The organism is Sphingomonas trueperi (genome assembly GCF_040545665.1).
GTDB classification, from domain to species: Bacteria; Pseudomonadota; Alphaproteobacteria; order Sphingomonadales; family Sphingomonadaceae; genus Sphingomonas; species Sphingomonas trueperi_B.
The window spans coordinates 1,485,765-1,507,566 of the sequence record NZ_JBEPMH010000001.1; the positions used below are offsets into that span (position 1 = coordinate 1,485,765).

Here is a 21,802-nt window from a genome sequence, read left to right on the forward strand (position 1 = left end):
CTCAGCCCTCCATGCCCGCATGGGCGTGGAGGCGCTGCCGGGCTGACATGAGCGTGCCCACCGGCTTGGCGACCGGCGCGAACATGCCGAGCCCGAGCCGCTGGCCGGGCAGGTTGACATACACCGCCTCGATGCCGCGGGCGCTATAGGCCTCGTGCCAGAAGCCCGCCCCCTGCGGGTCCTTGAGGAAATCGCGCCACCACACGCTGTGCGGCGCGCTGCGGGTGAAGGCCTCCAGGCTCGGCAGGTCGCGCCAATATTGGCGAAAGCCGACATGGTTCCAGCCGAACAGCATCCCGTCCTCGGCAAGCAGCCCGTCGGGCGGGTTCTTCTTGATCTCGGCGAGCCCGCGGCCGATCCGCATCATCGCGGGGAGCGCGCGCCAGCGGCGCAGCTTGAACCCCAGGATCACCACGATCAGTTCGGGATAGGCAGCGAGATCGACCGTCTCGCGGAGCGTGTTGGCTTGCATGGCGAGTCTCCTTGTTTACACTGTACACGATACGGGTAGTTTACGGTGTAAACAAGATGGAAACTGCAGACGGGCTGCGCGCGCGGCTGATCGGTGCCGCGACGGCGCTGCTGGATGAACAGGGCGAGGCGGGCGTGACGCTACGCGCGCTGGCCAAGGCGACCGGCGTGTCGGCGATGGCGCCCTATCGGCACTTCGCCGACAAGGCGGCGCTGCTCGGCGCCGTGGCGGAGGCGGGGTTCGCCGACCTCGCGCGCGTGCTGGCGGACGCCGATCGGGCAGAGCCGGCCAAGGCGGCATTGGTCGCGCAGGGGATTGCCTATTTCCGGTTCGCGCAAGCCCATCCGGCGATGTTCCGGCTGATGTTCGGCGGCAATCCGGGCTGCGCCGTTGCGCCGAAGGAATATGGCGAGGCCTTCGCGATCCTGTCGCGGCGCGTCGCGAGCCTGGCGGGCGGCGATTCGGGGCCGGCGACGCTCGCCGCCTGGGGCGTGGTGCATGGCCTGTCGACGCTCGCGCTCGACGGCAAGGTGCCGGCCGAGGACGGCGTCGTCCGCGCCGCAATGGCGCTGGTGGCGGACGGCGTCACGGGGACTCAGCCCCGCAGCTTGTAGCGCTCGATCGCTTCGTAACTGGCGCCCTCGCGGCCAAGATGGCTTTCGTAGAGCAGGAAGCTGTCGACGGTGAACGGCGAACTGGCGAGACCGGCATGTGCCTCGAGGAAGCGTTCGTTGGCGCCTGCCTGCACGTTCATCCGGGCCAGCGTGATGTGCGGCAGATAGGCCCGGCGCTCGGGGACGAGGCCGGCTCGCACCAGCGCCTGGTCTATCTTGTGATGGAGCAGGGTCACCGTCTCATGGGGCCGCAGTCCTGCCCAGAGCGCATTGGGCCGCCCGCGCGAGTCGAACTCGCCGACGCCGACGACCGCCAGCTCGAAAGGGGCGAAGCGGACGCTGCCGAGCGCGAGCGCGACGTCCTCCGCCACCGGCCGCTCGACCTCGCCGATATAGCGCAGCGTGCAGTGCAGCTGTTCGTCGCTCTGCCAGCGCGCGCCGGGCACGCCGCCGGCAAGGCCGAGCAACTGCGCGCGAATCGCGGACGGGGGGCGGAAGCCGACGAACAGACGATGCATGCCGGGGATTCTAGGCGCGCGAGCGGCCAGGTCCACCCCGGGCGCCGGGGCCGCGTCCGCAGCGATCTGCAGCAGACGCAGCGCCAGCCGGGACGTCAGCGGATGCCGCCGCTCGCGGTGATGATCTCGCCGGTCAGCCAGCGTGCATCGTCCGACGCGAGAAAGGTGACCACGTCGGCGATGTCGTCCGGGGTGCCCGCCCGGCCCAGCGGCGTCTGCGCGACCAGTCCGGCTTCCATGTCGGAGCCGACGATGCCTGCGGTGTGCGTGCCTTCGGTGACGACATAGCCGGGGCTGACCGCATTGACGCGAATCTTCCGCGGGGCGAGTTCGTTGGCGAGCACGCCCGAAATGGCGTTCACCGCGCCCTTGGTGCCCGCATAGGCGGCGGCGCCCGGCGTGTTCACATGGGTAATCGCCGACGAGATGTTGATGATGCTGGCGCCTTCGCCGAGGTGCGGCGACGCGGCCTGGGTGGCCAGGAGCACACCGAGCACATTGACGTCGAACTGGTGCCGATAATGGTCCTCGGTCAGCGCCTCGATCGGGGCGAATTCATAGACGCCCGAGTTGTTGACCAGCACGTCCAGCCGCCCGAATTCGCGAAGGGCGGTATCAACCAGCGCCTGCGCCTCTGCCGCCTTCGACACGTCGCCCTGCGCCGCAACGGCCCGACCGCCTGCGGCGGTGATGCCCTCCACTACGGTTTCGGCACCCGCCCTGCTCGACGCGAAATTCACGACCACCGAAGCGCCTTGCTTTGCCAGCGCCTTGGCGATGGCCGCGCCGATACCCTTGGATGCACCGGTGACGATGGCCACCTTCCCGTTCAACTTCGTCATTTGAACCAACCTCCGACGCGGGAAGGCGGGAAACCCCCGCCTTTATCCCATAGTTCGGAATATCGGAACTAATGCGGTTGGCGTCAACCGCCCCTATATGGAATTCGCATGAGGCCGCTGATTCACCCTGCCATCGACGAGATTCGTCCCGAGGCCATCCTGCATGCGCTGTCGGATCCGAACCGCGCCGCGATCTTCGCCAATATCATGCGGGCAGGGTGCGTGGAGGCGTGCTCCGCCGTCGCCGCGGTGGGGGACCGAGTCATCCCCAAGTCTTCCCTGTCCAACCATTTCAAGGTGTTGCGGGAGGCCGGCCTGATCCGGAGCGAGCGCCACGGGGTTGAGGTGCGCAATCATTCCCGATGGGCGGAGGTCGAAGCGCGCTTCCCGGGTCTGCTGGCCGGAATCATCAATGCCTATGCGACCAGCGTCGGCGAGGATCCGCCCCTCGTTCAGGATAGAGCGATCCCGAAGAGCAGTTGAGCGGGGTATCGGCGGTGCTATCGCCTTCAAAGGCCCGGCAAAGTCGTTCGAACCGATGTATCGAAACGTTGCTGGGCCCGGTTTTGCTTGAAAACCCCTGTGGCGAGGCCGATATTCCATGCATCCGGCATCGCGCCGGTCAAAGGAGTTTTTCGAATGGCTAACTGGTCCGATCCCCGCACGAGCGAGTCGCCCTTCGCGACCGCGAGTGCACGCGCCGCGGCGCATGACGCGGGGCTCCGGTCGTACATGCTGTCGGTCTACAACTACATGCTGTCCGGCGTGCTGCTGACCGGCATCGTCGCGCTGGCGTTCGGCAAGGTCGACGCGCTGCAGCGCGTGCTGTTCCAGGTGGTGGAAACCGCCCGCGGGCCGTCGCTGCAGCCGACTTTGCTCGGCTGGGTGGCGATGATCTCGCCGCTGGCGATCGTGTTCGCGATGAGCTTCGGCCAGAACCGCATGTCCGAAGGCACGCTCAAGGCGCTGTTCTTCGCCTATGCCGGCCTGCTGGGCGCGTCGCTCTCGACGATCTTCGTCACCTATACCGACATGTCGATCGCCCAGGTGTTCTTCGGCACCGCCGCCGGCTTCGGTGCGCTGAGCCTGTATGGCTACACCACCAAGAAGGATCTGTCGGGCTTCGGCACCTTCCTGCTGATCGGCCTGGTGGGTATTCTGGTGGCGTCGATCGTCAACATCTTCCTGCAGTCGGGCACGATGAGCCTGGTGATCAGCGCCGTCGGCGTGCTGATCTTCGCCGGCCTCACCGCCTATGACACGCAGAAGATCAAGAGCATCTACGCCTATGTCGCCGGCACGCCGGAGCAGGGCAAGGTCGCGATCATGGGGGCGCTGAACCTCTATCTCGACTTCATCAACATGTTCCTGTTCCTGCTGCGCCTGTTCGGCAGCTCGCGCGACTGATCTTCGCGCGGAACGGAAGACACATGGGCCCGGCGGAGCGATCCGCCGGGCCTTTTGTTTTGCACGGGTGCCGGCCGACGGAACGTGAGTCCCGACATGTCCGTTTAATCGGGGTAACGCTCAGGAGAGTGCAGCATGACCAACAATCCCCTCGACCCCGCGATGGACCGGATGTCGGTCGCTCCCGACCCCCGCGCCGATGACGACGCCAAGGGCGCGGTCCATTCCGCCGATGCCGGTACCGATTCCTCGATCGAGGAGCGGCTCGCCCGCGATCCGGCGAGCAAGGACGCCCGCCTCGACCGCGCGCTCGACGAGTCGATGGACGCCTCGGACCCGCCCGCCTCGACCCAGCCGGTGCACAACAACGAGATCCCGGAAAGCTCCGGCTATGACGCGAAGGCGGAAGCCGCGCGCACCGAGGGCAAGGACGGCGCCCCCAAGGAAGATCGCAGCGTAATCGACAAGGCGCTGCACAAGCTCGGCCTCGACTGAGGCACTCCCGGATGGCCGCGTCTCCCGCGTCGGGCTGGCGCGCCAATCTGGTTCTCTACGCGGCGCTCGGCGCCAATATCGGGATCGCCGTCGCGAAGTTCGTCGCGGCGGCGATCACCGCCTCGTCCTCGATGCTCACCGAGGGCGTCCACAGCCTGGTCGACAGCCTCAACCAGATCCTGCTGCTCTACGGCCAGCGCCGTGCCAAGCGGCCCCCCGATGCCGAACATCCCTTCGGCTATGGCCGCGAGCTCTATTTCTGGGCCTTCGTCGTCGCGATCCTGATCTTCGGGCTCGGCGCCGGTGTGTCTGTCTATGAAGGCTATCTCCACATCCTCGATCCGGAGCCGCTGCGCGATCCGCTGGTCAACTATATCGTGCTCGGCATCGCCACCGCGATGGAGGGCACCAGCTGGGTGATCGCGATCCGCGAGTTCCGCGCAAGCAAGGGCGATTGCGGCTGGTGGAAGGCGATCCGGGAATCGAAGGATCCCGCCGGCTTCATCGTGCTGTTCGAGGATTCGGCAGCGCTCGCCGGCCTGATCGTCGCCGCGATCGGGGTGTGGGCGAGCCATGCCTGGGGCGACCCGCGGATCGACGGGGCCGCATCGATCGCGATCGGCCTGATCCTCGCGGCGGTCGCGACGCTGCTGGCGCGCGAGGCCAAGGGGCTACTGATCGGCGAGCGCGCCAACCCGGACCTCATTGCCCAGGTCCGCGCGATGCTTGAGGCCGAGCCGCGCATCACCGCAGTCAACCATGTCCGCACCATCCACACCGCGCCCGACCGGGTGTTCGTGGCGATCAGCGCCGACTTCGACGACAGTCTGGCGATGGGCGAGGCCGAGACGCTGATCGAGCGGATCGAGGCCAAGCTCAAGGCCGCGCTGCCCCAGCTCAGCTCGATCTATATCCGGCCCGAAAAGCGCGAGGATGCCGAGGTGGTGGCCTAGCGCTTCCTTCGCCGCGTCGCGCGCTTGTGGCGATGGCGGAAAGCAGACATGCTCGGCATCTTCTTGGATTGGGGGATGCGCGCATGCGAACGATGCTGGGTGCTCTTGCGGCGCTGACCGCTGCCGCATGGCCCGTCACGGCTTCCGCCCAGGCGACGGCGCGGCCCTGCGAGGCGACCGAGCGAGTCGGGCCGGCGTGCCTTCTCGCGCGGAAGCAACTCCCGACATTGCCGGCGGGGAAGGTCTATTGGCACCTCGATCGCTTCGCCTCGAAGGATGCCGCGGAAAAGGCTGCCGCCGCGACCAGCGTGGTCTCGGAAGCCTTCGGATCGGTGTGGCTCTTCACGATCGCCGATGCCGGGTGGCGCCCGCGCGGCGGCAAGCATGTGTCGACCGTGGGGCCCCTACCGATCGCACCTGCCGCGAGCTACGCGGCGGAGTATATTCGGTCCGTCTTCGATCCCGGGACGACGGCCCCCCTGCATGTGCATTCGGGGCCCGAGGCATTCTTCGCGGTGGAGGGCGATACCTGCCTCGAAACGCCCGACGGCGTACGGATCGGTCGGGGTGCGGGCAACCAGCTGATGATCGAGGCGGGGCCGCCGATGCTGCTGATGGCGATCGGGAAGGTGCCGCGCAAAGGGTTCGCGCTGATCCTGCATGACGCCGAACAACCGCCGACGACCCTGACGCATGCGTGGCACCCCGAGGGGCTTTGCGCACGGCAGCTTTCGCTCGATCGCACGCGGTAGGCGGTCGTCCGCTTCAGTCGCCCAGCGCGCCGAGCAGCTCGTGCGTTCGCAGCGGCTTTTCGAGCAGCGCCGCATAGCCGGTAGCCTCGGCCTCCGCGGTGAGGGCCGGGCTGGGATAGCCGGTCATCAGCACCGCGCGGCCGGTCCAGCCCCGCGCCTTCAGCGCGCGGAGCAGGGCGATGCCGTCGCCATCGGGCAGGCAATAATCGGCCACCAAATAGTCGGCGGTGAGCGCCGCGGGGTCGGCGAGCGAGGCGGTCGCCACGCTGTGCGCCCGCACGCGATAGCCCTGGCCGTGCAGCAGCAACTGGGTCGAGCGACGCACGCCGTCATCGTCTTCGACGAGCAATACGCTGGGGCGTTCGGCGGGGGAGGGGGTGGTCATTGCGCGAGCCTGATCGCCTCGCCTGCCACGGCGCGGATGCGGGGTCTCTACGCAAATATCCTAGGCGGCGGCCGGTCCGATGCAGCGCTCCGCTGGCCCAAGGGGTGGTTGCGGGGCGCCCTGCGATACGGCACCTTCGCCAACGATGTTCTTCGACGAGAATCGCGTCTGGCCCCGGCCGGAACCGCAGCGGCCCGTGCCCCTGCCGCCGGGTCGGCGCGAGCGATTCCTGACGCGGATGTTCCTCGTCTATGCGCTGATCCTGCTGCTGCTGCCGGTCAGCGCGAGCGGGATCGCCGACCTGATCCGCTACCTGCTCGCGTTGCTCTGAGCGCTCAGCCCAGCTCGTCGTCCTTGTACTTGATCTGCAGGAAGTTGCCGCGGGTCGCCAGCGCGTCGAGATCGCCCTGCGCCAGCTGCGCAGTCATCTCGGCGATCTCCTCGTCGATCACCTGCAGACCCTGGGCGAGCTGCTGGTCCGGCGTCATGCCGTTGCGGGGCACGGTGCGGAGCGGCTCGGGCACGAGGCCATAGCCCTTGACCAGCTCGGGCAGTTGCTCGCCGATCAGCTTGCGGACTTCGTTGGCGGCGGGCGAGGACTCGTCCAGCCGGGCGAGCTGCGGCGCCAGCGTTTCCAGCTTCACCCCGATCGAATCGACCAGCGTGCGGGCAGGCGCGGGCAGCGCCAGCCGCTGCGTCTCCAGCCAGCGCTCGGTGGTGGACGGCAACGCCTTGAGCGGCACCTGCACCAGCTGCTCGACGCGCGGCGCGCTGGTGACGGGCATCGAGGCGAAGACGAGAGTCGCCAGGATCAGCAGCATCATCACCGCCAGCGCCCCGAACATGCCGAGCGGCACGAACATGCCGATCGTGATCGCGGCGATGATGATGACGGCATCCGCCGCCGCGACCCGCGCGAGCCGCGCGAGGATCTCCGCCTCGCGCCGCTTGCGGGTGCGGGTGGCGAGCGCGCCTTCGGTGCGGGCGCGGGAGCGTTCGATCAGTTCCTCGCCACGGGCGAGCAGGCGGTCCACGTCACTCGGCATCGCGGCTTACATCGCCTCCAGCTTGAAGCCGTCCGTGGGGCCGCCAAGCCGGTTCTGCTCGGCACCCTCGGCGCGGGCGATATAGCCCTTTGACTTCTCGACCTCGTTCGACAACGTGTTGACCGTTACCTTCATGCTGTCGAGCGCCTTCAGCTTGAACGTGTCGATCGCATCCATCGTGTCGTAGATGTTCTGGAAAGCGCGCTGCAGCGTCTCCACCGGGATGGTCGCGCTCGCCGCCTGTTCGTGGATGGCCGCCGTCTGGCTCTTGAGCAGCTGGCCGGTCGATTCGATCAGGTTGGCGGTGGTGGTGTTGAGCGCGGTGATCTGGTCGAGCACCAGCTTCTGGTTGTTGAGCGCCTGGGCGACGGTCACCGCCGTGCGCAGCGCCGATACGGTGGTGGTCGAGGCGCGGTCGACGCCCTTGATCAGCTCGACATTGTTCTTCTTGACCAGATCGAGCGCCAGATAACCCTGCACCGTCACCGCCATCTGGGTGAGCAGGTCCTGGGTGCGCTGGCGGACGTAGAAGAGCGCGGTCTCGCGGATCGCCTTGGCCTTGGCGGGATCGGTGTGATCGAGCTCGTTGGCCTTGTCCTCGAGCTTCTCGTCCATCGCCTTGGACAGGTAGATCATCTGTTCGAGGCGACCCATCGCGTTCCACAGGTTCGCGCGCTCGGTGGCGATCGCGGCATTGTCCTGCAGTAGCTCGTCCTTGCCGTTGGCCAGGCTCTTGAGCACCGCGTTGATATGGCTCTGCGACGACTGGTACTTGCGGAAATAGTTGGTCAGTCCGCCGCCGCCGCCGAAGATCTTCGACAGGAAGCCGTCCTTGCCGCCGATCAGCTTGCCGTTGCGCGAGGGGTCGAGCTCCTCGACCGTCTTGCGCAGTGCCAGCAGATCGGCGCCGACGCCGCCGTCGCTGCCCATCGCGCGGACCGGGCGATCGAGAAAGCGGTTGGACTGGCCCGCCGCATCGCGGATTTCCTTCTGGCCCATCGCCGCGATCGCATCGACGCGCTTGCCGAATTCGGGCGAGTTGACGTCCTGCGCGATCAGATCGTCGATGAAGCCGGTGACGCGCTTGTCGAGTTCGGACTTCTTGGTATCTTCGACCGGCACCAGTCCGGCGGCCTTTTCGGGCGCCACGGCGGGCACGGGATCCGGGGGCGTGAGCACCAGACCCTGTTCTGCGGTATCCGTCACAGTCGCCATCGTCGCTCTCTCCAACTCCGTAGGGATAACCATGCAGGCGAAGCACGTATCCCGCAAGTGTGGTATATGGCTATGGCACTATGTGTTTCAACGGGAATGCCGTTTGCAGCAGGGGCCTTCCCGCGACGCACCATTTCGGCTATGGGCCCGCCCGTACGCGCGCTTCCGCGCCAATCAGGAAATCGCATGAACCTCCGTAACGTGGCGATTATCGCACACGTCGACCATGGCAAGACCACCCTCGTCGACCAGCTCTTCCGCCAGTCCGGCACCTTCCGCGACAACCAGCGCGTCGAAGAGCGTGCGATGGACTCGAACGATCTCGAAAAGGAGCGCGGGATCACGATTCTCGCCAAGCCGACCTCGGTCGACTGGTCGCCGGACGGCACGGAAGAGAACAGCATCCGCATCAACATCGTCGATACGCCCGGCCACGCCGACTTCGGCGGCGAGGTGGAGCGCATCCTGAGCATGGTCGACGGCGTGATCCTGCTGGTCGACTCGTCGGAAGGCGCGATGCCGCAGACCAAGTTCGTGACCGGCAAGGCACTGAAGCTGGGCCTGCGTCCGATCGTGGTCGTCAACAAGATCGACCGTGCCGATTCGCGCGTCCAGGAAGTGCTCGACGAAGTGTTCGACCTGTTCGTGACGCTGGAAGCGACCGACGAGCAGCTCGACTTCCCGGTGCTCTACGCCTCGGGCCGCAACGGCTATGCCTCGACCGACCAGGACGCGCGCGAAGGCACGCTGACCCCGCTGTTCGAGAAGATCGTCGAGCATGTCCCGCCGCCGCAGGTGGACGAAGAGGCCGAGTTCAAGTTCCTCGTGACGCTGCTCGACCGCGACAACTTCCTCGGCCGTATCCTCACCGGCCGCGTCGAGAGCGGCACGGTGCGCCTCAACCAGCCGATCCACGCGCTGGATAACGACGGCAACATCGTCGAGACCGGTCGCGCCTCCAAGATCATGTCGTTCCGCGGCCTCGACCGTGTGCCGGTGGAGGAAGCACGCGCAGGCGACATCATCAGCCTCGCCGGCCTCGCCGTCGCCACCGTGTCGAACACCATCGCCGACACCTCGGTGAGCGAGCCGCTGCACGCGCAGCCGATCGATCCGCCGACGCTGTCGATGCGCTTCGCCGTCAACGACTCGCCGATGGCGGGCCGCGAGGGCAGCAAGGTGACCAGCCGCATGATCCGCGACCGCCTGTTCCGCGAGGCGGAATCGAACGTCGCGATCAAGATCACCGAGAGCGACGAGAAGGACAGCTTCGAAGTCGCCGGCCGCGGCGAACTCCAGCTCGGCGTGCTGATCGAGACGATGCGCCGCGAGGGCTTCGAGCTCGGCATCAGCCGTCCGCGCGTGCTGTTCCGCGACGGCGAGAACGGCCGCGAAGAGCCGTACGAGACCGTCGTGATCGACGTGGACGAGGAATTCTCGGGCACGGTCGTCGACAAGATGAACCAGCGCAAGGCCGAGATGACCGACATGCGTCCGAGCGGTGGCGGCAAGACCCGCATCACCTTCTCGGCACCGTCGCGCGGCCTGATCGGCTATCACGGCGAGTTCCTCTCGGACACCCGCGGCACCGGCATCATGAACCGCCTGTTCGAGAAGTACGGGCCGTACAAGGGCAAGATCGAAGGCCGCAAGAACGGCGTGCTGATCTCCAATGGCGCCGGCGAAGCGCAGGGCTATGCGCTGGGTCCGCTCGAAGAGCGAGGCATCCTGTTCGTCGGCCACGGCGAAGCGCTGTATGAAGGCATGATCATCGGCGAGAACGCCAAGACGGAAGACCTCGAGGTCAACCCGATGAAGGCGAAGCAGCTGACCAACTTCCGCGCTTCGGGCGGCAAGGACGATGCGATCCGCCTGACCCCGCCGAAGAAGATGACGCTGGAACAGGCCATCGCGTACATCGACGACGACGAGATGGTGGAAGTGACGCCGAAGAACATCCGCCTGCGCAAGCGCTTCCTCGACCCGAACGAGCGCAAGCGCCAGAGCCGGTCGAAGTCGGCCGCGTAAGCGACGGCTTCCGGAAGAAAGGGCCCCTGCCGGCAACGGCGGGGGCTTTTTCATTGGGGCGGAGCCGCTCCAACACAAGCATCGCCTCCACCGCGAAGCGGGGGAGGGGGACCGCGGCGCGCAAGCGGCGTGGTGGAGGGGGCATGCCCGGCAGCTCCCCCTCCACCACCGCCTTCGGCGGCGGTCCCCCTCCCCCGGAGCCTTGCTCCGGGGGAGGAAACGCGTGGTGGTTAGGCGCTGCCGTTCGCCTGTGCCTCGAACACGGCGCGCTGCGCCGCGAAGGCGCGCTGGAATGCCGGCCGGGCCTCCCCTCGGGCGATGTACGCCAGCAGCCGCGGCTGTTCGGTCAGCATCGTCGATCGCCCCAGCCGCCGCAGCACGCCCACCATCAGCAGATCCGCAGCCGTGAAACCGACTTCCAGCCAGTCGGCCTCGCCCAGCCGGTCGGCGAGGTGCGCCAGCCGCGTGCGGACGCGGTCCTCCAGCATCGGCTGACGCGCCGCGAACCAGGGCGCTTCGCGCTCGAGCATCCGCGCCATCGCCCATTCGACGATCGGCGGCTCGACCGTGCTCACCGCCGCGAACATCCAGGCGATCGCGCGGGCGCGGGCGGCCGGATCCTCGGGCAGGAGCCCGGCATGGCGTTCGGCAAGGTGGTGGACGATCGCGCCCGACTCGAACAACGTCAGCCCGTCCTCCTCATAGGTCGGGATCTGGCCGAAGGGCTGGCGGGCGAGATGCTCGGCCTGCTTCATCGCGGCGAAGGAGACGAGGCGGACGTCATAGGCCAGCCCCAGTTCCTCGAGCGCCCAGCGCACCTGCATGTCGCGCGCGAGGCCGCGGCCTCGATCGGGTGCGGCTTCGAAGGCGGTAAGGATGATCGGCATGCTGCGCTCCCCGGTAGCGGTTGCCATGCTAGCGCGGGCCGGGAGCGTGCGGAATGCGCTTTCGCTGGCCGCTGCGGCATGGTCTAAGGGCGGCCCGCCGGGAGAGTATCGGATGTTGCTGGCCGCGTTGTTGATGAGCCTCTCGCCCCAAACCCAGGCGGCCGCGCCCGCCACCACCGCCGCGGTGAACACCCCGCAGCAGGCGGCGGACGGCTCGCAGCGCTGGTCGGTGCTCGCGGAGCCCTGCGCCTCCGCCCAGACGGGCGGCGATCAGATCGTCGCGTGCGGCAAGGGCGTCGATGCGCCGCGGCTGCCGCTGCCGGGCGAGCGCGGACCGCCAGATCGGCCCATGCCCAGCAATCCCGATCGCACGGGCATCGGCGCGCTCAACGTTGTCGAGACGCCCTGCGCCGCGCGGGTCGGCGGGTGCCAGGTTGGCGTCGACATCTTCGGCGCGGCGACCACGCTGGTCCGCGGCGTCGGCAAGGTGATCAGCCCGGACAGCTGCTGCGAGGAACCGGGCGAATCGACCAATTTCTTCAAGCTGGTCGGCGATGCCGGCAAGGGCGTCGGCCGGGCGTTCAAGAAGAAGCCCGACAAGTCCAACCGCGTGCCGATCGACCTCAGCGATCCGGTGCCGTTCCGCTCATCTCCAGCAGCACCGCCCACTCCTCCGGCCGCACCGGCGTCACCGACAGGCGCGACTGGCGCACCATCTCGAGGTCCTTGAGCCGGGGCTCGGCCTTGATCTCGGGCAGCGGGACGGGCTTGGCGAGCGGGCGCAGCGCCTTCACTTCCACGCTCGCCCATTTGCCGTCGTCGCCGTCGGGCTGCCAGGAGCGGGTGATCTCCATGATGCCGACCGCGGCCTTCTGGATATTGGAATGGTAGAAGATCGCCTGGTCGCCGGGGACCATGTCCTTCAGGAAATTGCGCGCGGTATAGTTGCGCACGCCGTTCCATTCGGTGGTGCCGTCGCGCACCAGGTCATCCCAGCCATAGACATCGGGTTCGGAGCGAAGGATCCAGTAGGCCATGCCGCCCGTTACCCAGCTAAACCGCGGCTGAACAGCCAGTTCCGTACCGATTAAGCCGCGATTGCGTATCGGAAGGCCATCGGCGCTCAGCGACTCGCAGGCGCCCCGAGGTGAGGAGCAAACAGCATGAACAACCTGGCGAAGAAGCTGGTGCTGGGCATCGCGACGGGCGCGAGCCTGCTGGCGGCGGCAGCGCCCGCGCAGGCGCAGGACTGGCGCTATCGTCGGCATTACTACCATGATCGCGGCGGCGACGTGGCCGGTGCGGCGCTGGTGGCGGGCATTGCGGGCCTGGCGATCGGCGCGGCGATCTCGAACGACCGGCGCTATGATTACGACCGGCGCTTCTACCGCGAGCGCGGCTATTACCCGACCGACGGCTATTGGTACCGGGATAATTTTCCCCGCTATCGCTACTATGAATATTGCAACGTGCGGCGGGTATGGGATCCGTATCTCGGCCGCCCGGTGCTGGTGCGCTACTGCGACTGAGCGCGCAGGTGCGCGACCATCTCTAGAGATGGGTCGCGCGCCGCGCAGCGCGCGTTAGGGTGGGCGCATGGCAACCACCGAATCGCTCGACCCGGCCGATCCCTATGCGCGATCCGCCCAGACCTTCCCGGTCCTGACCGCGGAGATGATCGCGCGGGTCGCCGCCTTCGGCACTGAGGAGGCGGTGGAGGAAGGCGCGATGCTGTATCGCCGCGGCGATCACAGCGTGGATTTCTTCCTGTGCCTGTCGGGCGGTATCGCGATCGTCGATACGGACAGCGAGGGCCGGGACCATGTCTTCCACGTCCATGAGGCCGGCCAGTTCACCGGCGAGCTCGACCTGTTCAACGACCGCAAGATCCTGGTGAGCGCCCGCGCGCTGCCCGGCACGCGGGTGGTGCGCATCGAGCGCGCCGCCTTTCGCCGCATGATGGCGGCCGAGCCGGATATCGGCGAGATCGTGATGCGCGCCTTCATCCTGCGCCGCGTCGGGCTGCTCCGCCACAGCGATGCGGGCGTCGCGCTCGCAGGGCCGGGCCACGGCGCGGACATGGGGCGGATCGAGACCTTCCTCACCCGCAACGCGATGCCGCACCGGCGGATCGACACCGATACTGATCCCGATGCCGCGGGCTTCCTCGAATGCCTGGCGCTGACGCAAGCGGATCTGCCGGTGGTGGTGCTGGAAGGCCGCGTGCTGCGCAACCCGACCAACGCGGCGCTGGCCGATGCGCTGGGCCTCGCGACGTCGCTCGATCCGGAGCATGTGCACGACGTGGCGGTGGTCGGCGCGGGGCCTGCGGGGCTGGCAGCGGCGGTCTATGCCGCATCCGAGGGGCTCGACTCGATCGTGATCGAGGCGGTGGCGCCCGGCGGTCAGGCGGGGACCAGCTCCAAGATCGAGAACTATCTGGGCTTTCCCACCGGTATTTCCGGCCAGGCGCTGGCCGGCCGCGCGCAGGTGCAGGCGCAGAAGTTCGGCGCGCGGCTGCTCGTCTCGCGCTCGGTGGTGCGGATCGAGTGCGAGGAGCGGCCGCTGCGGCTCCACCTCGACGACGGCGCGACGCTGCAGGCGCGTGCGGTAGTGGTCGCCACGGGTGCGCGTTACCGCAAGCTCGACCTGCCGCGCTATGCCGAGCTGGAAGGCAACGGCATCTACTATGCCGCCACCGCGATGGAAGCCGGGCTGTGCGCGGGCTCCGAGGTGGTGGTGGTCGGCGGCGGCAATTCGGCGGGACAGGCGGCGGTGTTCCTCGCCCGCCATGCCGCGCATGTCCATGTGCTGGTGCGCGGTCCCGGGCTGGCCGCGACGATGTCGCGCTACCTGATCGACCGGATCGAGGCCTCGGACAGGATCACGCTCCACCCCTTCACCGAAGTCACCGCGCTGGAAGGCGAGCGTGCGCTGACCGGGCTCGACTGGACCGATCGCAAGACCGGGGCGGTCGAGCATCGCAAGGTCGGCGCGCTGTTCGTGATGATCGGCGCGGTGCCCAACACGACTTGGCTGGAGGGCTGTGTCGATCTCGACGCGCGCGGCTTCGTGCAGACCGGCAGCGGCGAGACCTTCTTCTGCTCGACCGCACCCGGCGTGTTCGCGGTGGGCGACGTGCGCGCCGGATCGGTGAAGCGCGTCGCCTCAGGCGTGGGCGAGGGATCGGTGGTGGTCTCGGCGATCCACCGCTATCTTGAACCCGCGGCCGAATGACGGCATGAGCCGCGCATGAGCGATACCCCTCCCGATCGTCTGTCGGTCAACCCGAGCAGCCCCTATTTCACCCGCGAACTGCTGGAGCGCGGCGTCGGCATCAAGTTCAAGGGCGTCGAGCGCCGCGATGTCGAGGAGTATTGCATCTCCGAAGGCTGGGTGCGCGTCGCGCTCGGCAAGAAGACCGATCGCAAGGGCAACCCGCTGACGATCAAGCTGGTCGGCCCGGTCGAGGCCTGGTTCCAGAGCGGCGGCGAGGCGGCCGCGGAAGAAGCAAAGAACGAGGACGGCGCCGAGGGCTGAGGCCCGACTGCGTTCCGCCTTGACGGGAAACTCTACATAGATAGCTTGCGAGGATGTCCCGCAACCGGCGTCCTTCCAGGCAGATGCTTTCCCTTCTCGACGCCCTGGCGGCGGCGCCGCAGCACTGGCGCCATGGCTATGAACTGATGAAGGAGACCGGGCTCAAGTCCGGAACCCTGTATCCGCTGCTGATGCGGATGACCGAGCAGGGCCTGGTCGAAGCCGAATGGCGGGAGCCCGCGCAACCGGGCCGGCCGGCGCGTCATGCGTACCGGCTGACGGCGGCGGGAATCGCCTTCGCCCGCGATGCTCAGGTCTCGCCGCAGAACGGGCAGACCCCCTTGGGGGTGGCGCTGGCATGAGGGCGGCGGCGGCCCGCGCGATGATGCGGCTCGCTGTCCATGTGCTGGGCGATGCGCGTCGGCCCTGGGCGCAGGCGATGCTCGCGGAGTTCGACATCGCCGCGACCGAGGGCCGGGGGCTGGGCTTCGCGGCGGGATGCCTGGGCGCGTCGTGCCGCCTGCTGCCCCTGCAGGCCGACGGCCGCCGCGGCGTTGCCACCCATCTCCTTGCGCTGGGCCTGATCCTGCCGATGGCTGCGTTGCTGCTCTGCCGTGCGGGCGATCTTTCGCTCGCGGCAATTCATGTCATGGTGGGGCCGGAAGCGGTTCCCAATCCCTATCTTCGCAGCGCGCAGCGTGCGGCGGTACCCGGGCTGCTGCTCCTCTGGCTGGTGCTGGGCGCGGCGCATCTGGGACTCGCCTGGGCGCTGGTAGAACGGAATACCCGGCGGATCGCGTTGCTGGGCGCGGTGATGCTGGCCGCGACCGTGACGCTGGCGACCTACAGGAGCGTCTTGCTGCTGCAAGACCTGCAATGGGTGTGGCAGGCGTGCGCCATCCTTGCGGAGCTCGGCGGCCTCTTTGCGTTCGTGCGCTGGCTCCCCACCTCCGCACAGCGCCAATAGGACCTTCCCGAACGTCGCCTGCCACTCTCCTTGACTGATAAATCTACATATGTCGGAATGATGGCGCCGCTTTTTCGGGCCTAGTATGCCCGGGGCGGGGGAGGCCTGCACATGCACCAGCTTTTGGCGGTTCCAATTCTTCTCTCTGCCCTGTCCGGGGGTATTCCAGCCGCAGCGCAACCGGCCGCCCCGTCGGCCTGTGGTCCGGCAGCGGCGCAGGCGCCTCAGGACCCTGTGGCGGCAGCGGTGCAGACGCTTGCGACAGATTGGTTCGAGGTCATGAACACAGGGGACGAAACGGCCTTCCTCCAGTTCGTCAAGGAGCGCGGCCCCGCGCTGCTCTATACCCCGTCCGACTGGCTCGAACTGCGGCAAAACCTCCGCGGCATGCGCGTCTGTGGCGTTCAGTCGAGCGATGCGAAGCAGGTCAGTCTGTGGGTCCACGATCCGAGTTTCGACGGCTACGCCGTCGCGCAGTTCGGGCTTGGTGCTACGCCGGGTGAGAAGCCGCGCCTCCTCTTCGTTGCGGCCCGTGACGACGTGCCACCCGGCGTATCCCGCCCCGTTCGGCTTGCGCTCCCCGCGCTGATAGCCGCCGTGTCGGCGCGCGCCGACGAGCGCCACGCATTGAACCGGTTCGACGGCGCGGTGCTGGTGGCGCAGGGAAGCCAGGTGCTGTTCCAGAAGGCCTATGGACTCGCCGACCGCGAGAAGCACCAGTCGAACACGCTCGATACCCAGTTTCGCTTCGGCTCGATGGGCAAGATGTTCACCGCCGTCGCCATCCTGCAACTGGTGGAGGCGGGCAAGATCGCGCTCGATGCGCCGATCGGCCGCTATCTGCCCGGCTATCCGGATCCCGGCATCGCCACCAAGGTGACGCTCGCGCACCTGCTGACCCACACCGGCGGCACTGGCGACATCTTCGGACCCGAGTTCGATGCGAACAAGGCCTCCCTTCGCACGCTGCAGGACTATGTGGCACTCTACGGGAAGCGGCCCGCGGCTTTCGCGCCCGGCGACCAGCAGGCGTACAGCAACTATGGCTTCATCCTGCTCGGCCGGATCGTCGAAACCGTCTCCGGGCAGGGGTACGACAGCTATATCCAGCGCCACATCTTCGATCCCGCGGGCATGGCCTCCACGGGCAACCAGCCCGAAAGCGCGCTGCTTCCGCGCCGGGCGGTGAGCTATATGGGAATGGAGCCGCGGTTGCAGCGCGCCGACAGGACGCTGCCGCTGAGAGGGACGTCGGCCGGCGGCGGCTATGCGACGGTGGGGGACTTCCAGCGCTTCATCCTGGGCCTCACCGACCATCGGCTGCTGCGCGCGGAAACGTTCCGCCAGCTGATCGAGGGCGGCGTGCGCATCAAGGACGGCAGCTTCGTGCCCTTCGACTTCGGCGGCACCATGCCGGGGAGCGGCCGGTATATCGGCCATGGCGGCGGGGCGCCGGGCATGAGCGGCTCGCTGATCCACTTCCTCGACAGCGGCATCACCATTGCGGTGCTGGCCAACCGCGATCCCGGCGCGGCCGAGAGTATTTCCTTGTTCGCGGCGCACCGCGTGCCTGTGGGGGCAGCGGGCGCTGGCACCGGCCCGGCAGCTTCGATGCGCTAGACTGGCCTGGTTGCCTGTCGCGTTGCGGCTGCGGCGACCGGGGCGTCAGATCGCGCTTTTGATCATCCCGTAATGGTGCCAGGCGAAGATCGCCGCCGCGCCGCGGTGCGGGCGCCATGCTTCCGACCATTCGCGGGTCAGCTTCTCGCTCGGGCGCTCGGGATGGCCGAGGATGCGGCCGATCTCGATCTGCACGGCCAGGTCGCCGGCGGGCCAGATGTCGGGCCGGCCTTCGGCGAACAGCAGGTAGATTTCCGCCGACCAGCGGCCGATGCCCTTGATGCGGGTGAGCGCGGCGATCGCCTCCTCGTCGTCCGCCGGCAGCGCGGCGAGGTCGAGCGCGCCGCTGGTCACCTGTTCGGACAGGCTGCGGGCATAGCCCATCTTCTGCCGCGACAGGCCGGCGCTGCGCAGCAACTCATCGCTCGCCGCCGCAAGCAGCGCGGGATGCTCGGCATCGCCCAGCAGCGCGTCCAGCTTGTTCCATACCGCGGTCGCCGAGGCGACGCTCACCTGCTGGCCCAGGATCGTGCGCAGCAGCGTGGCATAGCCGGGTTGGCGGATGCGCGGCTCGGGATAGCCGGCGCGTTCCAGCGCTGCGGCGAAGGCGGGTTCGAGCGCGGCCAATGCGTCGATCGCCCCCTTCAGCTGGTCGGCAGTCAAACCCATGCAGTGGCTCCTTGAACTGGCCCCGGTTCACCGGCATGGACGCCGGAAACCAAGGAGATGCAGATGCCCCAGCTTACGGTCGTGACGCGTGACGGAACCGAACGCACGGTAACCGGCGAGGCCGGTCTCAGCGTGATGGAAGTGATTCGCGACAATGGTTTCGATGAGCTGCTGGCGCTGTGCGGCGGCTGCTGCAGCTGCGCCACCTGCCATGTCCATGTCGACCCGGAATTTGCGGACAAACTGCCCAAGATGAGCATGGACGAGGACGATCTGCTCGACAGCACGAGCGATCGCGACGCGACCTCGCGGCTTTCCTGCCAGCTGCCCTTCACCGATGCGCTGGACGGCCTGCGCGTGCGGATCGCCGCCGAGGATTGAGGACGGGCGGGGGCGGGCAGGTCACCGCCCCTTTGCCTGGTCGACCGTCTGCCAGACGTGGACATAGTCGATCTCCATCCGCGACGGGAAGGCGGCAGGGTCGATGCCGTGGGTGCCGCCCCAGCCGCCGACCGCGACGTTGAGCAGCAGATATTGCGGCTTGTCGAACGGCCAGGTGGCGGGATCGCCCTTATGGTCGTTGTCGAAGCGCATATAGGCATGGCCGTCGATGCCGATCAGGATACGGTCGCTGGTCCAGTCGAGCTGGTAGGTGTGGAAGGCGGTGCAGGCGTCCGGCACCTGCGTCGTCGCGCCCTTCTGCGTATGTTGCGCGTGGTTATAGGCGCCGGTGTGGATGGTGCCGTGCACCGTCTGCGGATCCCAGCCGACCAGCTCCATCACGTCGATCTCGCCGAGGCGCGGCCAGCCTGCCTTGCCGTCGGTGCCGAGCAGCCAGATCGCCGGCCATAGCCCCTTGCCGCAGGCAAGCCTGGCGCGGACCTCGATAAAGCCATAGGTCCAGCTGGCGAGACCGCGCGTGAGCAGGCGGGCGGAGCTGTATTCCTGGCCGCCATAATCGGGCTGGCCGGTCAGCCGCTCGCGGCGTGCCTCGATGACGAGATGGCCGTTCTCGACCCGCGCATTCTCGGGCCGGTTGGCGGCGTAATATTGGAGTTCCTGGTTGTACCAGCCTTCGCGGTTGCGGGCGGTATCATAGGCCCAGCGCCTGGCATCGGGCAGCCGGCCCGAGTCGAACTCGTCCGCCCAGACGAGTCGCGCGCCCTTGGGGACGGCGATCGATTCGCTGGTCGCGGCGGGGATGGGCGGCAAGGCGGCGGTCTGCGCGACCGCCGCTGCCGGCAGGAACCAGGCTGCGGCGGCGGCCGCGAATGCGAACCGCCGCCGGCGCATCACTTGGGCGAGAGCACCATCAGCATCTGACGGCCTTCCATGCGCGGATAGCTCTCCACCTTGGCAACTTCCGCCGCGTCCTGCTGGACGCGCTGGAGCAGTTGCATGCCGAGCTGGCCATGCGAAAGCTCACGACCGCGGAAGCGCAGGGTGATCTTCACCTTGTCGCCCTCGCCGATGAACTTCAGCACGTTGCGCATCTTCACGTCGTAATCGTGGTCGTCGATGTTGGGACGCATCTTGATCTCTTTGATCTCCTGCGTCTTCTGGGTCTTGCGTGCGAGGTTCGCCTTCTTCTGCGCCTCGTACTTGAACTTGCCCACATCGAGGAACTTGGCGACGGGCGGGTCGGCGTTGGGCGACACTTCGACGAGGTCGAGACCGACCTCGGCAGCCTGCGCCATCGCCTCGCGCGTGTACATCACGCCAAGGTTTTCGCCGTCCTGGTCGATCACGCGAACCTTGGGCGACTGGATGAATTCGTTAAACCGCGGCCCGTTCAGCGGCATCGCGGGCGCCATCGGGCGCCGGGGCATGGGAGAACGTATAAGACTGGCTCCTGTAGTTTGATCAGCGTCCTATATAGACATGAATTGGCCGCGAGAGAAGGTCTTCCGGACGGCATATTGCGGCGATATTGCGCGGCAAGTGCAGCAGCGACGCGGGAAAGCCCGGCAGCGGCAATCACGTGGCTGTTCTGGCGTCTATAATGCTCCCAAAGCCGGCGGACATTTCCGCGTGCCGGCGATGTGGGGAATAGCATGCAGCGACTGTTTCGCATGGCGGCGGGATTCGCCGCCCTGACTCTTGCCGGCCAGGCGCTGGCGCAAACCCAGGCGGGCGCGGAGCAGGGCAAGACGAGCGTTGGTGTGACCGCCGGCTCGTTGGGCGTGGGGCCGGAGATCGGCTATCGCTTTAACCAGCATGTCGGCGTGCGCGCAAATGGCGGCTTCCTGGGCGTAGACCACAGCTTCAGCTCGGGCGGCATCGACTATGACGGCGATGCCAAGCTTTCGTCGGGGGGCGTGATCCTTGACGTCTACCCGTTGGGCGGCGGCTTCCGCATCTCGGGCGGTGCGCGCTACAACGGCACCGACGGCAATGTCCGCGCGACGCCCAACGGCCCGACTCGGATCGGCAGCCTGGTGTTCACCCCCGAGCAGATCGGCACCATCACCGGCCGCGCCGACCTGCGCGAATTCGCGCCGCAGCTGACGCTCGGCTATGGCGGCAAGCTGCGCAAGGGGCTGGCCTTCACCATTGAGGCGGGTGCGCTGTTCCAGGGCGCGGTGCGGATCCGCGACTTCACCTCGAACGGCACGCTGGCGACCGATCCTACGGTGGCGGGCACCACCTACCGCAACGAACTCGCCAAGCAGCGCCAGAAGCTGCAGGATTCGGCGAACGACTATCAGGTCTATCCGATTCTGCAGTTTGGGCTGAAATACCGGTTTTGAGGCTGGCGCCGGCGGTGCCTTCGCGTGCCGCCTGCTCAGTCCAGCGTATCGAGGCGGATCGTCAGGTCCGGGAAGAGCAGCGGCGTGACCGTGTCGTGCGCCTCATATTCCTCGACATCGGTGTAGACGCCGTTTTCGGCCGCGCGGTGGATACGGATCGTCTGGCGGACTGCGTCGACGACCCAATAGTCGCGCACGCCGTGACGGGCGTAGAGCGGCGGCTTGACGCGCAGGTCGTACGGCAGCGAGCTGTCGGCCACTTCGATCAGCAGCAGCACATCCGGACCGCCGATATCCCGCATCCTGGTGCCGAGCGGCACGACCAGAAGATCCGGCTCCACCAGCGTATCAAGTGCCAGCGTCAGCGAGGGGGCAGGATAGACGCGGGCGGTGTCCGGCAGTCCCCGGGCCAGCGCCCAGTTCAGCTTGCCTTCCATGATCGAATGCCAGCTTGCCTTGGCAGCCGCCATCGGCACCACCTCTCCCTCGATCAGCTCGATATGCTCGCTCTCGCGCAGCACGCCAGCGGCCGTGAGATCGTAGACCTCGTCGACCGTCAGTCGGGCGGGGAGGAGGCCCCGGCGCACGTTCTGGAACAGCGTCATGCGGCGAGGATAGCAGCTTATCAATTATGGCGCGAGG

General features: G+C 67.6%; 29 protein-coding genes. 17 read left to right on the top strand and 12 right to left on the bottom strand.

Annotated features, from left to right (window positions below):
- Position 1: 1 nt before the first annotated feature.
- Positions 2–472, bottom strand: coding sequence for a monooxygenase family protein (locus ABIC65_RS06990; protein WP_354307708.1), 471 nt, complete (start codon positions 470–472; stop codon positions 2–4).
- Between the two features lie 56 nt (positions 473–528).
- On the opposite strand from ABIC65_RS06990, the gene ABIC65_RS06995 reads away from it, so the two are divergent.
- Positions 529–1,086, top strand: coding sequence for a TetR/AcrR family transcriptional regulator (locus tag ABIC65_RS06995; RefSeq protein ID WP_354307709.1), 558 nt, complete (start codon positions 529–531; stop codon positions 1,084–1,086).
- Here ABIC65_RS06995 and thpR read toward each other — a convergent pair.
- Both thpR and ABIC65_RS07005 read right to left on the bottom strand, forming a co-directional pair.
- Positions 1,068–1,604 (bottom strand): RNA 2',3'-cyclic phosphodiesterase, encoded by a 537-nt coding sequence (gene thpR, locus ABIC65_RS07000; protein ID WP_354307710.1) that lies wholly within the window; start codon positions 1,602–1,604, stop codon positions 1,068–1,070. The genes ABIC65_RS06995 and thpR overlap by 19 nt on opposite strands.
- A 95-nt stretch (positions 1,605–1,699) precedes the next feature.
- The gene (locus ABIC65_RS07005; RefSeq protein ID WP_354307711.1) at positions 1,700–2,446 is read right to left on the bottom strand and encodes a glucose 1-dehydrogenase; all 747 of its coding nucleotides are present in this window, start codon (positions 2,444–2,446) and stop codon (positions 1,700–1,702) included.
- A 108-nt stretch (positions 2,447–2,554) separates the two neighbouring features.
- On the opposite strand from ABIC65_RS07005, the gene ABIC65_RS07010 reads away from it, so the two are divergent.
- The 5 genes from ABIC65_RS07010 (at position 2,555) to ABIC65_RS07030 (ending at position 6,053) form a co-directional block, all read left to right on the top strand.
- Positions 2,555–2,929 (top strand): ArsR/SmtB family transcription factor, encoded by a 375-nt coding sequence (locus tag ABIC65_RS07010; RefSeq protein WP_354307712.1) that lies wholly within the window; start codon positions 2,555–2,557, stop codon positions 2,927–2,929.
- A gap of 156 nt (positions 2,930–3,085) precedes the next feature.
- Positions 3,086–3,853 (top strand): Bax inhibitor-1/YccA family protein, encoded by a 768-nt coding sequence (locus tag ABIC65_RS07015; RefSeq protein WP_354307713.1) that lies wholly within the window; start codon positions 3,086–3,088, stop codon positions 3,851–3,853.
- Positions 3,854–3,988: 135 nt separating this feature from the next.
- Positions 3,989–4,348 carry a hypothetical protein gene (locus tag ABIC65_RS07020; RefSeq protein ID WP_354307714.1) on the top strand — a complete coding sequence of 120 codons (360 nt, stop codon included), beginning with the start codon at positions 3,989–3,991 and terminating at the stop codon, positions 4,346–4,348.
- 11 nt (positions 4,349–4,359) lie between these two features.
- A complete protein-coding gene (locus ABIC65_RS07025; RefSeq protein ID WP_354307715.1) occupies positions 4,360–5,301 on the top strand; it encodes a cation diffusion facilitator family transporter in 942 nt (313 codons plus the stop codon).
- 83 nt (positions 5,302–5,384) lie between these two features.
- The gene (locus ABIC65_RS07030) at positions 5,385–6,053 is read left to right on the top strand and encodes a hypothetical protein (protein ID WP_354307716.1); all 669 of its coding nucleotides are present in this window, start codon (positions 5,385–5,387) and stop codon (positions 6,051–6,053) included.
- Between the two features lie 13 nt (positions 6,054–6,066).
- Here ABIC65_RS07030 and ABIC65_RS07035 read toward each other — a convergent pair whose 3' ends face one another.
- The gene (locus ABIC65_RS07035; protein WP_354307717.1) at positions 6,067–6,438 is read right to left on the bottom strand and encodes a response regulator; all 372 of its coding nucleotides are present in this window, start codon (positions 6,436–6,438) and stop codon (positions 6,067–6,069) included.
- Between the two features lie 145 nt (positions 6,439–6,583).
- Here ABIC65_RS07035 and ABIC65_RS07040 point away from each other — a divergent pair, with 145 nt between their 5' ends.
- Positions 6,584–6,769 (top strand): hypothetical protein, encoded by a 186-nt coding sequence (locus ABIC65_RS07040; RefSeq protein ID WP_354307718.1) that lies wholly within the window; start codon positions 6,584–6,586, stop codon positions 6,767–6,769.
- 4 nt (positions 6,770–6,773) lie between these two features.
- On the opposite strand, the gene ABIC65_RS07045 is transcribed toward ABIC65_RS07040, so the two are convergent.
- Together ABIC65_RS07045 and ABIC65_RS07050 are read right to left on the bottom strand one after the other, a co-directional pair.
- Positions 6,774–7,484: a hypothetical protein gene (locus ABIC65_RS07045; RefSeq protein WP_354307719.1), complete on the bottom strand. Its 711-nt coding sequence runs from the start codon at positions 7,482–7,484 to the stop codon at positions 6,774–6,776.
- A 6-nt stretch (positions 7,485–7,490) separates the two neighbouring features.
- Entirely contained in the window at positions 7,491–8,699 is a 1,209-nt protein-coding gene (locus ABIC65_RS07050) for a toxic anion resistance protein (protein ID WP_354307720.1), read from the bottom strand.
- A 186-nt stretch (positions 8,700–8,885) separates the two neighbouring features.
- On the opposite strand from ABIC65_RS07050, the gene typA reads away from it, so the two are divergent.
- On the top strand, positions 8,886–10,727 hold the full coding sequence (typA, locus tag ABIC65_RS07055; RefSeq protein WP_354307721.1) for a translational GTPase TypA: 1,842 nt from the start codon (positions 8,886–8,888) through the stop codon (positions 10,725–10,727).
- A gap of 230 nt (positions 10,728–10,957) precedes the next feature.
- On the opposite strand, the gene ABIC65_RS07060 is transcribed toward typA, so the two are convergent.
- The gene (locus ABIC65_RS07060; RefSeq protein ID WP_354307722.1) at positions 10,958–11,614 is read right to left on the bottom strand and encodes a glutathione S-transferase family protein; all 657 of its coding nucleotides are present in this window, start codon (positions 11,612–11,614) and stop codon (positions 10,958–10,960) included.
- A 112-nt stretch (positions 11,615–11,726) separates the two neighbouring features.
- Here ABIC65_RS07060 and ABIC65_RS07065 point away from each other — a divergent pair, with 112 nt between their 5' ends.
- Entirely contained in the window at positions 11,727–12,344 is a 618-nt protein-coding gene (locus ABIC65_RS07065; RefSeq protein WP_354307723.1) for a hypothetical protein, read from the top strand.
- On the opposite strand, the gene ABIC65_RS07070 is transcribed toward ABIC65_RS07065, so the two are convergent.
- Complete coding sequence (locus tag ABIC65_RS07070; protein WP_354307724.1) at positions 12,238–12,651, bottom strand: EVE domain-containing protein; 414 nt, start codon at positions 12,649–12,651, stop codon at positions 12,238–12,240. The genes ABIC65_RS07065 and ABIC65_RS07070 overlap by 107 nt on opposite strands.
- 126 nt (positions 12,652–12,777) lie before the next feature.
- Between ABIC65_RS07070 and ABIC65_RS07075 the strand changes: the two genes are divergently transcribed.
- The 6 genes from ABIC65_RS07075 (at position 12,778) to ABIC65_RS07100 (ending at position 17,741) form a co-directional block, all read left to right on the top strand.
- Positions 12,778–13,143 (top strand): hypothetical protein, encoded by a 366-nt coding sequence (locus ABIC65_RS07075; RefSeq protein WP_354307725.1) that lies wholly within the window; start codon positions 12,778–12,780, stop codon positions 13,141–13,143.
- Positions 13,144–13,210: 67 nt separating this feature from the next.
- The gene (locus ABIC65_RS07080) at positions 13,211–14,851 is read left to right on the top strand and encodes an FAD-dependent oxidoreductase (RefSeq protein WP_354307726.1); all 1,641 of its coding nucleotides are present in this window, start codon (positions 13,211–13,213) and stop codon (positions 14,849–14,851) included.
- Positions 14,852–14,866: 15 nt separating this feature from the next.
- Positions 14,867–15,154 (top strand): DUF3297 family protein, encoded by a 288-nt coding sequence (locus tag ABIC65_RS07085; protein WP_354307727.1) that lies wholly within the window; start codon positions 14,867–14,869, stop codon positions 15,152–15,154.
- A 53-nt stretch (positions 15,155–15,207) separates the two neighbouring features.
- Positions 15,208–15,516 carry a PadR family transcriptional regulator gene (locus ABIC65_RS07090; RefSeq protein WP_436286705.1) on the top strand — a complete coding sequence of 103 codons (309 nt, stop codon included), beginning with the start codon at positions 15,208–15,210 and terminating at the stop codon, positions 15,514–15,516.
- A 20-nt stretch (positions 15,517–15,536) separates the two neighbouring features.
- On the top strand, positions 15,537–16,121 hold the full coding sequence (locus tag ABIC65_RS07095) for a hypothetical protein (protein WP_354307728.1): 585 nt from the start codon (positions 15,537–15,539) through the stop codon (positions 16,119–16,121).
- A gap of 279 nt (positions 16,122–16,400) precedes the next feature.
- Positions 16,401–17,741, top strand: a complete 1,341-nt coding sequence (locus ABIC65_RS07100; RefSeq protein ID WP_354307729.1) for a serine hydrolase domain-containing protein — start codon at positions 16,401–16,403, stop codon at positions 17,739–17,741.
- A gap of 45 nt (positions 17,742–17,786) precedes the next feature.
- Here the strand turns inward: ABIC65_RS07100 and ABIC65_RS07105 are convergent, their stop codons facing one another.
- Positions 17,787–18,410, bottom strand: coding sequence for a DNA-3-methyladenine glycosylase family protein (locus ABIC65_RS07105; protein WP_354307730.1), 624 nt, complete (start codon positions 18,408–18,410; stop codon positions 17,787–17,789).
- Between the two features lie 63 nt (positions 18,411–18,473).
- On the opposite strand from ABIC65_RS07105, the gene ABIC65_RS07110 reads away from it, so the two are divergent.
- Positions 18,474–18,791 carry a 2Fe-2S iron-sulfur cluster-binding protein gene (locus tag ABIC65_RS07110; protein ID WP_064311720.1) on the top strand — a complete coding sequence of 106 codons (318 nt, stop codon included), beginning with the start codon at positions 18,474–18,476 and terminating at the stop codon, positions 18,789–18,791.
- Positions 18,792–18,812: 21 nt separating this feature from the next.
- On the opposite strand, the gene ABIC65_RS07115 is transcribed toward ABIC65_RS07110, so the two are convergent.
- Together ABIC65_RS07115 and infC are read right to left on the bottom strand one after the other, a co-directional pair.
- On the bottom strand, positions 18,813–19,703 hold the full coding sequence (locus ABIC65_RS07115) for a glycoside hydrolase family 16 protein (protein WP_354307731.1): 891 nt from the start codon (positions 19,701–19,703) through the stop codon (positions 18,813–18,815).
- Positions 19,703–20,239 carry a translation initiation factor IF-3 gene (gene infC / locus ABIC65_RS07120; RefSeq protein ID WP_029623153.1) on the bottom strand — a complete coding sequence of 179 codons (537 nt, stop codon included), beginning with the start codon at positions 20,237–20,239 and terminating at the stop codon, positions 19,703–19,705. Before infC ends, ABIC65_RS07115 begins: the two co-directional genes overlap by 1 nt.
- A gap of 225 nt (positions 20,240–20,464) precedes the next feature.
- On the opposite strand from infC, the gene ABIC65_RS07125 reads away from it, so the two are divergent.
- A complete protein-coding gene (locus ABIC65_RS07125; RefSeq protein ID WP_354307732.1) occupies positions 20,465–21,160 on the top strand; it encodes a hypothetical protein in 696 nt (231 codons plus the stop codon).
- 35 nt (positions 21,161–21,195) lie between these two features.
- Here ABIC65_RS07125 and ABIC65_RS07130 read toward each other — a convergent pair whose 3' ends face one another.
- Positions 21,196–21,765, bottom strand: a complete 570-nt coding sequence (locus ABIC65_RS07130) for a Uma2 family endonuclease (RefSeq protein WP_354307733.1) — start codon at positions 21,763–21,765, stop codon at positions 21,196–21,198.
- Between the last annotated feature and the right edge of the window lie 37 nt (positions 21,766–21,802).